This window comes from Extensimonas soli (assembly GCF_029211265.1).
GTDB classification, from domain to species: Bacteria; Pseudomonadota; Gammaproteobacteria; order Burkholderiales; family Burkholderiaceae_C; genus Extensimonas; species Extensimonas soli.
Map to the genome: position 1 here is coordinate 61,079 of NZ_JARGEL010000026.1, position 10,793 is coordinate 71,871.

Annotated in this window: 12 protein-coding genes and 2 pseudogenes; 8 read left to right on the plus strand and 6 right to left on the minus strand. The window is 62.2% G+C overall.

Annotation, left to right across the window (positions count from 1 at the left end):
- Nucleotides 1-68 precede the first annotated feature (68 nt).
- A complete protein-coding gene (locus tag PYV55_RS12630; protein ID WP_275851755.1) occupies nucleotides 69-1,247 on the plus strand; it encodes an ATP-dependent nuclease in 1,179 nt (392 codons plus the stop codon).
- Nucleotides 1,232-1,795 (plus strand): MerR family transcriptional regulator, encoded by a 564-nt coding sequence (locus PYV55_RS12635; protein ID WP_190286412.1) that lies wholly within the window; start codon nucleotides 1,232-1,234, stop codon nucleotides 1,793-1,795. Before PYV55_RS12630 ends, PYV55_RS12635 begins: the two co-directional genes overlap by 16 nt.
- A gap of 368 nt (nucleotides 1,796-2,163) precedes the next feature.
- On the opposite strand, the gene PYV55_RS12640 is transcribed toward PYV55_RS12635, so the two are convergent.
- Together PYV55_RS12640 and PYV55_RS12645 are read right to left on the minus strand one after the other, a co-directional pair.
- Nucleotides 2,164-2,334, minus strand: a complete 171-nt coding sequence (locus PYV55_RS12640; RefSeq protein WP_275851759.1) for a hypothetical protein — start codon at nucleotides 2,332-2,334, stop codon at nucleotides 2,164-2,166.
- 58 nt (nucleotides 2,335-2,392) lie between these two features.
- Nucleotides 2,393-3,130: a GlcG/HbpS family heme-binding protein gene (locus tag PYV55_RS12645; RefSeq protein ID WP_101049933.1), complete on the minus strand. Its 738-nt coding sequence runs from the start codon at nucleotides 3,128-3,130 to the stop codon at nucleotides 2,393-2,395.
- A 91-nt stretch (nucleotides 3,131-3,221) separates the two neighbouring features.
- Here PYV55_RS12645 and PYV55_RS12650 point away from each other — a divergent pair, with 91 nt between their 5' ends.
- Complete coding sequence (locus PYV55_RS12650; RefSeq protein ID WP_275851764.1) at nucleotides 3,222-3,392, plus strand: hypothetical protein; 171 nt, start codon at nucleotides 3,222-3,224, stop codon at nucleotides 3,390-3,392.
- A 94-nt stretch (nucleotides 3,393-3,486) separates the two neighbouring features.
- Here the strand turns inward: PYV55_RS12650 and PYV55_RS12655 are convergent, their stop codons facing one another.
- A complete protein-coding gene (locus PYV55_RS12655) occupies nucleotides 3,487-3,789 on the minus strand; it encodes a putative quinol monooxygenase (protein ID WP_003291558.1) in 303 nt (100 codons plus the stop codon).
- 63 nt (nucleotides 3,790-3,852) lie between these two features.
- Here PYV55_RS12655 and PYV55_RS12660 point away from each other — a divergent pair, with 63 nt between their 5' ends.
- On the plus strand, nucleotides 3,853-4,866 hold the full coding sequence (locus PYV55_RS12660) for a GlxA family transcriptional regulator (RefSeq protein ID WP_275851766.1): 1,014 nt from the start codon (nucleotides 3,853-3,855) through the stop codon (nucleotides 4,864-4,866).
- A 210-nt stretch (nucleotides 4,867-5,076) separates the two neighbouring features.
- The gene (locus PYV55_RS12665) at nucleotides 5,077-6,141 is read left to right on the plus strand and encodes an alkene reductase (RefSeq protein ID WP_275851768.1); all 1,065 of its coding nucleotides are present in this window, start codon (nucleotides 5,077-5,079) and stop codon (nucleotides 6,139-6,141) included.
- On the opposite strand, the gene PYV55_RS12670 is transcribed toward PYV55_RS12665, so the two are convergent.
- The gene (locus PYV55_RS12670; RefSeq protein ID WP_275851770.1) at nucleotides 6,117-7,136 is read right to left on the minus strand and encodes an IS481 family transposase; all 1,020 of its coding nucleotides are present in this window, start codon (nucleotides 7,134-7,136) and stop codon (nucleotides 6,117-6,119) included. The genes PYV55_RS12665 and PYV55_RS12670 overlap by 25 nt on opposite strands.
- A 123-nt stretch (nucleotides 7,137-7,259) precedes the next feature.
- On the opposite strand from PYV55_RS12670, the gene PYV55_RS12675 reads away from it, so the two are divergent.
- Nucleotides 7,260-8,249: a zinc-dependent alcohol dehydrogenase family protein gene (locus PYV55_RS12675; RefSeq protein ID WP_061959000.1), complete on the plus strand. Its 990-nt coding sequence runs from the start codon at nucleotides 7,260-7,262 to the stop codon at nucleotides 8,247-8,249.
- Nucleotides 8,250-8,277: 28 nt separating this feature from the next.
- Nucleotides 8,278-9,261, plus strand: a complete 984-nt coding sequence (locus PYV55_RS12680) for an LLM class oxidoreductase (protein ID WP_275851774.1) — start codon at nucleotides 8,278-8,280, stop codon at nucleotides 9,259-9,261.
- A gap of 55 nt (nucleotides 9,262-9,316) precedes the next feature.
- Here PYV55_RS12680 and PYV55_RS12685 read toward each other — a convergent pair whose 3' ends face one another.
- Together PYV55_RS12685 and PYV55_RS12690 are read right to left on the minus strand one after the other, a co-directional pair.
- Nucleotides 9,317-9,625, minus strand: a complete 309-nt coding sequence (locus PYV55_RS12685; protein WP_275851776.1) for a putative quinol monooxygenase — start codon at nucleotides 9,623-9,625, stop codon at nucleotides 9,317-9,319.
- A gap of 84 nt (nucleotides 9,626-9,709) precedes the next feature.
- Nucleotides 9,710-9,856: pseudogene (locus tag PYV55_RS12690) on the minus strand (zinc-binding dehydrogenase); the annotation flags it as partial.
- Here PYV55_RS12690 and groEL point away from each other — a divergent pair.
- Nucleotides 9,846-10,793 (plus strand): annotated as a pseudogene (gene groEL / locus PYV55_RS12695) (chaperonin GroEL); the annotation flags it as partial. The pseudogenes PYV55_RS12690 and groEL overlap by 11 nt on opposite strands.

The following is a 10,793-nucleotide window of genomic DNA, read 5'->3' on the forward strand; positions in this document are numbered from 1 at the left end:
GACTTCGCCGGGCTCTTCGGCGCGCAACCCTCGTGGCCACGGCCGTACGATCACCAGAGAGGCAGCCCATGGCACGAATCAGAAAGATCGAGATCGCCAACTTCCGCGGCATCCAGTTGCTGGCCTGGTGCCCGACGCCTGGCATCAACTGCCTGATCGGCCCGGGCGACAGCGGCAAGTCCACGGTACTGGACGCGATCGATCTATGCCTGGGGGCCAGGCGTAATGTCCAGTTCTCGGATGCGGACTTCTTCGGCCTGGACATCACGACCCCAATCAGCATCACGCTGACGCTCGGCGACCTCGATGACAGCATGAGAACGCTGGAGAGCTTCGGTGCGTTCCTGCGCGGATACCACGCCAACACTGGCGTCGTCGAAGACGAACCCTCTGCCGGCGCGGAGGTTGTGCTCTGCCTGAACCTGACGGTCGCCAGTGACCTGGAGCCCTCGTGGACCCTTGTCTCCGACCGCGCCGCACAGCAAGGCATCGTCAAGACGCTCGCATGGAAGGATCGCGTCGCCCTGGCGCCCACTCGGATCGGTGCCCTGGCGGACTTCAACCTGGGATGGCAGCGCGGCTCCGTACTGAACCGCATCTCGGAGGAACGAGCCGACGCTTCAGCCGCTCTGGTCAAGGCCGCAAGGGATGCGCGCAGTGCCTTCGGAGACCAGGCCGAACAACAGTTGGGAGAAGCGCTGGGGATCGTCACCACCACTGCTCAGGAACTGGGCGTCAACATCGGCGCCAAAGCCAAGGCGCTGCTGGATTCGCATTCGGTGTCGTTCGGTGGCGGCACCATCTCCCTGCACAACGAAAGCGGCATCCCGCTTCGCAGTCTGGGCGTCGGGTCCACCCGTCTGCTTGTCGCTGGCCTCCAGCGCAAGGCGGCCGGTCAGGCGTCGATCGTGCTCTCGGATGAACTGGAGTACGGGCTGGAGCCGCACCGCATCGCGCGGTTTCTGGGCTCCCTCGGTGCCAAGGAGGCCGCTGCCCCGCTGCAGGTGTTCCTCACCACCCACTCACCCGTGGCACTGAGAGAACTGTCGGGCGGCCAGCTCTTCGTGTTGCGCCGTGGTCCCCAGGGCCACGAGGCTCGCCTGGTCGGCGCCGACAATGACATCCAGAGCACGATCCGCCTCTACCCCGAGGCCTTCCTGGCTGGCTCCGTGGTCGTGTGGCTTCTACAAGGAACAGCGTTGTCATGGGGGCATCAGTCTTGGAGAAGAAGATGCATTACCCCGTGATGACCGAAAGGCAGCTTGCCGCCCGCTGGAAGATCAGCCTGAAAACCTTGCGACGCTGGCGTTCTGACAACGAAGGGCCCACCTGGCACAAATTGTTCCAGTATGTCCGTTACCACGAAGCCGACATCCTCGGCTTCGAGCGACAGAGCGCGCAGCACTGGTCAGCGATTCTTGGTGACGGTGAACGCGTGCCCAAAGTCGTGACTCGGCCGCAGGAACAGCCTGAAACGGAAGAAGATGCCGGGGCGTTCTACGTCACGGCCCAGGATGTGATTGAGGCGACCGGACTGCCCAAACACTGGTTCACAACCCCGGAATACCGTGCCAGGAAGCAGGTTCCACATCTGGCCTTGGTTGGCAGCGTCCGCTTCTCGCTGCAAGCCCTCTGGGAATGGGAGCAAAACCACAGCACTGTCGGTCGGCCGCCGGAGCCCAAAGCACCCCGACAACCAGATACGGAGCCAGAGCCTGCACCGCCATCGCGCGTGCCACTATGGCATGAACTCGCCCGGGAACTGGACAGAGAACAGTTCGATTCCACTTCGTAGTCCGAACAAATGTCCCCGGTTTTGGCCCAAAGTCCACCGTTTCGGCCATTTGTCCCTTGAAGGCGGAACACGGAACCGAACCCGCGTCCAATTTCTGAACAAAAGTCCGTCCGTAAGAACACAGTCCTTGTTTTGAATCATTTGGCCGTTTTGGCAGACATCGGCCGGAACAGATGGACAGGAAGGCTCGCGGAGTTCGATGTGGCCACTGGTAGCCAGCCCCCCTGGCCGACACGGCGCGCTACGACAGCCTGCGCACAGACATTGTCGTGCAGGAGGCCGATCATGCGTGAGTTGGACAAAGAGCTCAAAGAGCTGCGCCTGTATGGCATGGCGGGGGCCTGGGAGGATCTGGTCAAGCAAGGCGGTCATGCGACATTGGAGAGCTCGCGCTGGTTGCTGAGGGCGAATTGCAGTAGGCCGCGCGGGGGCTGGAGCAGCGGATGCGGGCGCGCATGCACTTCGTCCACGGCCGCGGCCCGGTCGGCCGGCATGCCGTAGACAGTGGCGGTCTCTGGCGTGCTTCCAATGGTGGTCATGCGGCGGCTTCCCGGTCGTTGCACAAGGGCGGGTTGTGCCCGCCCGTTGTGGCTCAACTTACTGCTTTCGCACCGGGGGCAGGGTCACCTTGTCCTCGGTTCCACCACAAAGCGGATGCTTGAAGCCATTGGCCTGCTCGGTCTTGTCGAGATAGACGATGTTGTCGTCCTTCGCGGGACTGACGCCGGCCGGCACGTAGTCCAGCGCGAGCGCGTGGCGGGCCTTCCACGCGATGTTGTGGTCGGCGCAAGAGGAATCGCCGCTGACGCCGAGCGCGCCCACCCGCGTTCCCTTCGCGTCGTACAGCGCAAGGCCGCCGCCGAACACGTTCACGCCGCCGATCCGCGCGCCCACCAGCGGATCCTTCGCCGTGCCGAAGTCCGCGGCACTGCCGGCGTAGGCTACCTGCGTATCGACCGGGTTGGAAAACTGCAGGCCGAACAGGCTGCCGCCCGGCTGCGTGGGCGAATAGAGGTTGGCGGTGGACAGGGCGAGGCCCGGCAGGCTGAAGGCGTTCGCGGTGTTCGCCTTCTGCGCGGAAATCACCCGGCTGCCGAGCCACTGGTCGCCGACCTTGGCGCCGGTATGGGCCACGGCGCAGACCGTGCCGTCGGTCGCCACCACGGTGCCCCACATGTCGAGGTTGAAGCCGCCGTTGGCGTCTTTGCGGGCATTGGCGAGGGCCTGCTTGAGCTGCTGCCAGTTCGGCAGGCCGTCGCATCCATCGCCGGCATGCGCGGCGAGGGGCAGCAACAGCGAAGAGCACAGCAGGGCGAGTACGGGGAGTTTTGTCATGGTCATGTCTCGGGTTGGAGTGAACCTGGCGGCGGGCATTCCGCTTCGGGTTCGGGGTGGTGTGCGGGGTGAAAGGAATTGCCGGTCACGAATGCCGGGCCTGCCGGAATGCCGGCGCCTTCTGGCCATCCCAATCGAGGTCGACGGCCACCTGGGCCTGCGCGCGGTGGCGTTCGAGCGCGTCGATGTCGAGATCGGCAATCGCCCAGGCTTGCGCGCCGCGGGTCGTCTACCATACGAAAGTCCCACCCGAGGCTATTGAGAAACTCATTCGCCATCACACGAGTGAGGGATCGCACGTAGGGCTGTGTGACCCCCATCCTGCAGCGTGACCTGATTGGGTCAAGGCCGGGTTGTCATGCAGGCAGTTTGGCTGCAAGCAGTTCGACCTTCTCGATGTTGGGCGGAGAACTGAGCAAGGTCGCTGCGTTGGCGATCAAGGCCGCGGCGATCTGGCCGTTCAGATGTGCCTGGCGACCTGCCTCATCGGCAAAGGCATCGAACACACCGAACGTCGAAGGGCCAAACTTCAATGCAAACCAGGCAGTGGTGCCGGATTCGGCGTTGGCGAGCGGCAGTGCGCTGGCCAGGAAGTCGGCAAGCGCAGCCTCCTGGCCGGGTTTGGCTTCGAGGCGAACAAACAGGGCGAGCTTGGTCATACTGTAATCCTTTGGGTAAATGGTTTAGGTGAAAGCATCGACGAGCCTGCAGTTTAAGTCTTCATGACAACCATTTATATAGACAATAATGACAACTTTGATATCATTATTGCCATGAAACTTCATATCCTTGTTTGTGATGGCGTGTTTGATCTGGGGCTTGCGGCGCTCACTGACACAGTGGGCTTGGCCAATGCGATGTCGGGCTCGCTGCCACAGGCTCCCGCGCACATAGAGCTCACGCTGGTGGGCGTGCGGCGTCGCATCCGAACGGCGCAGGGCTTGACGGTCCCCGTGGTCACTGCGCGTGGCGTGCCGGAACCAGACGTCGTGCTCGTGCCCGCGTTTGGTGACAAGATGCCTGACACGCTCTCGGCTCGGCTCACACGCCCCGACGTGCCCGATGCGGTCGCCGCGCTGCAGCAGTGGTCCACCGCTGGCGCGCACCTTGGTGCCGCCTGCTCCGGTAGTTTCTTACTTGCAGAGAGTGGCCTGCTTGATGGGCATCGTGCGACGACGTCATGGTGGCTGGGGCCGATGTTTCGGCAGCGCTATCCGAACGTCACGCTGGACGAGTCACGCATGATCGTGAAATCGACACGCTTCACCACCGCGGGTGCCGCTTTGGCCCACGTCGACTTGGCCTTGCGCATCATCCGAGGGCGCAGTCCGGCGCTGGCGGCCCTGGTGGCACGCTATCTGCTGGTCGAGACACGCAGTTCGCAAGCCGAGTTCGTGATTCCCGACCACCTTGCGCATGCCGACCCGATGGTCGAGCGCTTCGAGTGCTGGGCCAGACGTCGGCTCGCGCAGGGGTTCTCGCTGGCCGAGGCGGCCAGCGCCGCGGGCACAAGCGAGCGCACCTTGGCGCGGCGGCTGCAAAGCGTTTTGGGAAAGACACCGCTGTCGTATTTCCAGGATCTGCGCGTGGAGCATGCCGTCCATCTCTTGCGCACCGGAAACGCGAGCGTCGACCAAGTCGCCGCACAGGTCGGGTACTCGGATGGGGTGACCCTGCGGGCCCTGTTGCGCCGCAAGCTGGGCCGGGGTGTCAGGGAGTTGCGACGCGGTGGATGACCAAAGGCGTTTGGTGCATGTACGGATGGAGACAGCCGCGAAACTGTCGGAAGCAAAGGCTTACCCACTTGCGTCTACTACATCGTGCGTTGGGTGCAAAAGCACCAGCCGTGCCAAAATAGTCTTCAGTGACCTTTCAAAGGTCAGAGTATTGGGAATACTGTTAGCTTTACCACTGTTTTCTGTTCACTAATCTGGGTTTTCATCCACATGCTATTCAATCCACTTCAAGTAGGCACCCTCACCCTGCCCAACCGTATCCTTCTGGCACCGCTGACCCGCACCCGTGCCGACGCTGGCCACATGCCCAACGCGCTGATGGCCGAGTACTACAGCCAGCGTGCCACCGGCGGCCTGCTGATTTCCGAATGCACCATGGTGGCGCCCGGTACATCAGCCTTCGTCAATGAGCCTGGCATCTACAACGACGCGCAGATTGCAGCCTGGAGGCAGGTGACCGACGCGGTGCACGCCAAGGGCGGACGCATCTTCATGCAGATCTGGCACGCTGGCCGCGCAGCCTACCCTGGCGCTGCCGATGGCGCCCCCATTGTCTCCAGCAGCGCCACCGCCATTGAGGGTGAGATCCACACGCCCCAAGGCAAGGTGCCGCACGCGGTGCCCCGCGCCCTGACCATCGAAGAGATTCCCGGCATCGTGGCTGCGTTTGCTCAAGGCGCACGCAACGCCATTGCCGCCGGCTTTGATGGTGTGGAAGTACACGGCGCCAACGGCTACCTGATTGACCAGTTTCTGCGCGACACGCCCAACCAGCGCACCGATACTTACGGCGGATCGCTGGAAAACCGTGCACGTTTGCTGTTCGAGGTACTCTCTGCCGTGACCCAGGCGATCGGTTCCGAGCGTGTGGGTCTGCGCCTGTCGCCACTCAACAGCTACAACAGCATGAAAGACAGTGACCCGCTGGCCCTCATCGGCTTCCTGGCCGATAGGCTCAATGCCTTCAAGCTGGCCTACCTGCACGTGATGCGCGCCGATTTCTTCGGCGTGCAGAAGGCCGATGTCATGCCCGTAGCGCGTGAAAAGTACAAGGGTGTGTTGGTGGGCAATATGGGTTACAGCGCTGATGAGGCAGAGGCAGCCATCGCCGCAGGTAAGCTTGACGCTGTGGCCTTTGGCACCGCCTTCCTGGCTAACCCGGACCTGCCCGCACGCATCAGGGCCAAGGCACCGCTGAACGCGCCTGACTCCAACACGTTCTACGCAGGTGGCGCCAAGGGCTATACAGACTATCCGACACTGCAGGTCGCGTAAATCAAAGCCCATTCAAAAGCGAGGTATCTGTCACGTCCCGGCCGATTACTCGGTTTTCGAAGAAACAACTCCGGTTTTGAAGCGTACCAATCCTGAAGTGCCTGCACGGGCGTTTGGGCGTTCAGTGCCTGCTGGGGTAAGTGATGGTTGTAGAGCGTGACATAGCGGTGCAGGGTCTGCTCCAGGTCCTCACCGGACCGGAAATGGTGCGTGCGCAGCAGGTCGGCGATACGCCCGTTGAAGCGCTCCACCATCCCGTTGGTCTGCGGGTGGCGCGGCGGGGTCAGGCGGTGCTCGATGCCCAGTTCCTGGCACAGGCGATCGAATTCATGCTGCCCGGTCGGTGCCCGCGCCCGGCCACCGAACAGCCGGTCCGTGAACTCGGTGCCGTTGTCGGTCAGCAGGCGGGTGATGCGCACCGGGCAGGCCTTGGCCAGGGCGCCCAGGAAGGCGCGCGCCGAGCGCGCGCTCTTGTCGGCTTTCAGGGCCACGTAGACCCAGCGGGTGGCCCGATCGATGGCCACAAACAGATACCGTCGCCGGGTCTCGTCCGCCATCTGGGGCAGGTACTTCACGTCGATATGCACAAAACCGGGCACGTAGGCCTTGAAGGTCTTGCTGACCGCTGTGTCCGGCGCCGGGCGCAGGGCGTGCAGATTGCCTACCCCGTGGCGGCGCAGGCAGCGGTCCAGGCCGGACCGGGAGACCTCCGGGCACAGAAACTCGCGCGTGACCGCCAACAGGTCATCCAGCGGCAGCAGCAGGGCCCGGCGCAGGTAGACCACGATTGCTTCCTGGCCGGGAGTCAACGTCGTTTGCAGCCGGTGCGCCGTGTGCGACCGGTCCTGCACATCGGTGCGCCGCTTCCATTTGTAGATGGTCGGCGCGGTCACCCCATAGCGGCGTGCCAGCACCGCCACCGGCTCGTCACTGGCGGCGATCTGCGCCCGCACGTGGGGCGTGGTGCGGGCCTGTTTGTGCAGCGCGATCAGCATACGCATACCTCCCGATCAGCCGGCTTCCCGTCCCCCGCCAGCTCCCGAAATACCTCACGGGCCAGCAGCAGCGGGGACCGAGACGGGACTATATGATGGTCAGGGACGCGACAGGTATCCGTAATGGCACGCATTGTCAGAATTCATGAATACGGTGACGCCAGCGTTCTGAAGCTGGAAGATCTGGACGTACCGGCGCCGGCAGCAACCGAGGTGCAGATTTGCGTCAAAGCTATTGGCCTGAACCGTGCCGAAGTGATGTTTCGCAACCATGCGTATCTACAGGAGGCCGAGTTTCCGAGCCGCTTGGGCTATGAGGCCGCTGGCATCGTGGTCGCAGTCGGTAGCGACGTAACCGAGACAAAGGTTGGCGATGCCGTCGCTCTAATCCCTCCATTGGATATCGCTCGCTGGGGCACCTACGGCGAGCTGGCCAATGTACCGGCTCATCTGGTGGTAAAGAGCCCTGAGGGCCTGTCCTTCGCAGAGGCTGCTGCGTCCTGGATGCAGTACGTCACCGCCTGGGGGGCGCTAATCGATCAAGCAACGTTGAAACAAGGTGACTTTGTGATTATCACTGCAGCATCAAGCAGTGTCGGTCTGGCAGCCTTCCAAATAGCTCGCATGGTCGGTGCCACATCGATTGCGATCACACGAACCCGCGCGAAAAAACAGGCCCTGCTGGATGCCGGTGCGGCGCATGTGATCGTGAGCGACGAAGAGGACATCGTAGAGCGAGTGATGGCCATCACTGCCGGGCAAGGTGCTCGTGTTGTATTCGACCCAGTTGGCGGCCCCTCCTTCGAGCCCCTAACGCAAAGCATGGCCCGTGGAGGTATTTTGTTGGAGTACGGTGCACTCAGCCCAGAGCCAACGCCTTTCCCGCTGTTTACCGTGCTGGCCAAAAGCCTAACCCTGAAGGGCTATCTCTATGCAGAAATCGTGGCCGACCCAGAAGCCCTGGAGCGTGCCAAGGCTTTTATTCTCCAAGGACTGAAGTCTGGTGCACTGCGCCCGATCATCGCCAAGACATTTGCCCTTAGCGACATCCAGGAAGCCCACCGTTTCCTTGAGGCCAATCAGCAGATCGGCAAGATCGTAGTTACTGTCTGATCGGTTTCTCCCATTGAGGAAGATTAAAATGTATCTGCCGAGCACGATTCCTTATCAGCAGCATCGAGGGTTCAGCCGAACCTTCACTCCGGGTCATTTGAGCCTGGGATTGTTCTTCCCTTTGGAGGCCTTCGGTGGGGACATTCCGAGCATGCTCAACCAGGTCGCATTGGCCAAACGAGCAGAGGAGCTGGGCTTCTCCGCGCTCTGGTTTCGCGACGTGCCTCTTCGGGACCCTAATTTCGGCGATGTCGGCCAAGCCTTCGATCCCTGGGTATACATGGGCTATATGGCGGCTCATACGTCAGAGATAGCGCTTGGCAGCGCATCCATTGCCATCCCTTTACACCATCCTCTGCACACGGCCAAGGCGTCAGCCAGCGTCGATCAGTTGAGCGCAGGTCGCTTGATTCTGGGCGTAGCCTCCGGCGATCGCCCAGTGGAGTTTTCAGCCTTTGACGTCGATCCCGAAAGACGCGGAGAAGTCTTTCGAGAGCACTACGAGGTGATTCGCCGAGCCTACAGCACCAGCTTCGAACCCATCCGCTGGAGCGGTGGTGAGCTGCGCGGCGCAGACCTCATTCCCAAACCCACAACCCAAGTGATTCCGATGCTCGTGACCGGACATAGCCGCCAGTCACTGGATTGGATCGCGCGCGAAAGCGCCGGATGGATCAACTATCCACGCGCGCCGACAATACAGCGACTGATCGTGGAAGATTGGCGGATGGAGGTCATGAAGCAATGTGGTGCCGTCTATAAGCCCTTCACTCAGTCGCTTTACATCGACCTCAGTGAGAACCCGTCCACGCCGCCCACTCCCATTCATTTGGGGTTCAGGCTCGGGCGCGACCACCTCCGGGCTTTGCTGGAGTCGCTTGAGGAAATCGGGGTGGACCACGTTATCCTCAATCTCAAGTACGGAAAGCGCCCTGCGGCGGACGTCATTGAGGAGCTGGGCGCTCACATCGTTGCGCAATTCGGAGTAAAGGCGCGTCCTGGAGCAAATTGATCCGCCGGCCACGTCCACGCCCGGCCGAGGTGGTGCGGCTCAACAGGCTGAATGATCAGGCCGATACCTGTTCAAGGAATATCAGCTGCAACGGCTCTTGCAGCAGATCATCTGCCGTGGCGGCAAAGCGCTGAAAGTAAGGCATCGAAAAATGCGCATCCAGCGCCGCCTGATCCCTGAAAGCCTCGCGCATGTAGAAAGTGCCCTGCTCGTCACGCTGCTCGAACAACACATAATCGAGATTGCCCGGCTCTGCGCGGGTCGGCTCTATCAGCGTCAGCAATTCTTCTTTCAATGCCTGTTCTTTGCCTGCCTTGGCCTTGAGCACGGCAATTGATACCAACTCGTTACTGGACGTATTCATCGTCAACTCTCCAACATTAAAAACCGCAAGTGATGCCGCAGGCGGTTAAACGGGCCCGCAGGCGAGCCCGTCTGATGAGTGAAGTCAGAAACCTTCGAGAACGATCTTGCCCCGGGCCTTGCCGCTCTCGATCAGCGCATGGGCACGACGCATGTTTGCCGCATTGATCGCACCAAAGTGCTCGCCCACGGTAGTTTGCAGAACACCTTGGTCAATCAGAGCGCATGTACGCGACCTGCTGCCCGTGCTGGAAGGCGTGGCCAAGGCCGGCAAGCCGCTGCTGATCGTGGCAGAAGAAGTGGAAGGCGAAGCGCTGGCGACGCTGGTGGTCAATACCATTCGCGGCATCGTCAAGGTGGCCGCAGTGAAGGCGCCGGGCTTCGGTGATCGCCGCAAGGCCATCCTGGAAGACATCGCCGTGCTGACCAATGGCACCGTGATTTCCGAGGAAGTGGGTCTGTCGCTGGAGAAGGCCACGATCAACGATCTGGGCCGCGCCAAGCGCGTTGTGGTCACCAAGGAAAACAGCACCATCATCGACGGCGCCGGCGATGCCGAGCGCATCCAGGCCCGCATCAAGCAGATCAAGGCGCAGATCGAGGAGACCTCCTCGGACTACGACCGCGAGAAGCTGCAGGAGCGCGTGGCGAAGCTGGCCGGCGGCGTGGCCGTCATCAAGGTCGGCGCAGCCACCGAAGTCGAGATGAAGGAAAAGAAGGCGCGCGTCGAAGACGCCCTGCACGCGACCCGTGCGGCGGTGGAAGAAGGCGTGGTGCCGGGTGGTGGCGTGGCCCTGATCCGCGCCAAGTCGGCGGTCGAGAACCTCAAGGGCGCCAACGAGGACCAGAACCACGGCATCCAGATCGCCCTGCGCGCGATGGAAGCGCCGCTGCGTGAGATCGTCGCCAATGCGGGCGAAGAGCCGTCGGTCATCGTCAACCAGGTGAAGGCCGGTTCCGGCAACTTCGGCTACAACGCCGCCAATGGCGAGTTCGGCGACATGGTGGCCTTCGGCATCCTGGATCCGACCAAGGTCACCCGCACCGCGCTGCAGAACGCGGCCTCCATCGCGGGCCTGATGATCACCACCGAAGCCATGGTGGCCGAGGCGCCGAAGAAGGAAGCCCCGGCCCACGACCACGGTGGTGGCGGCATGGGTGGCATGGGC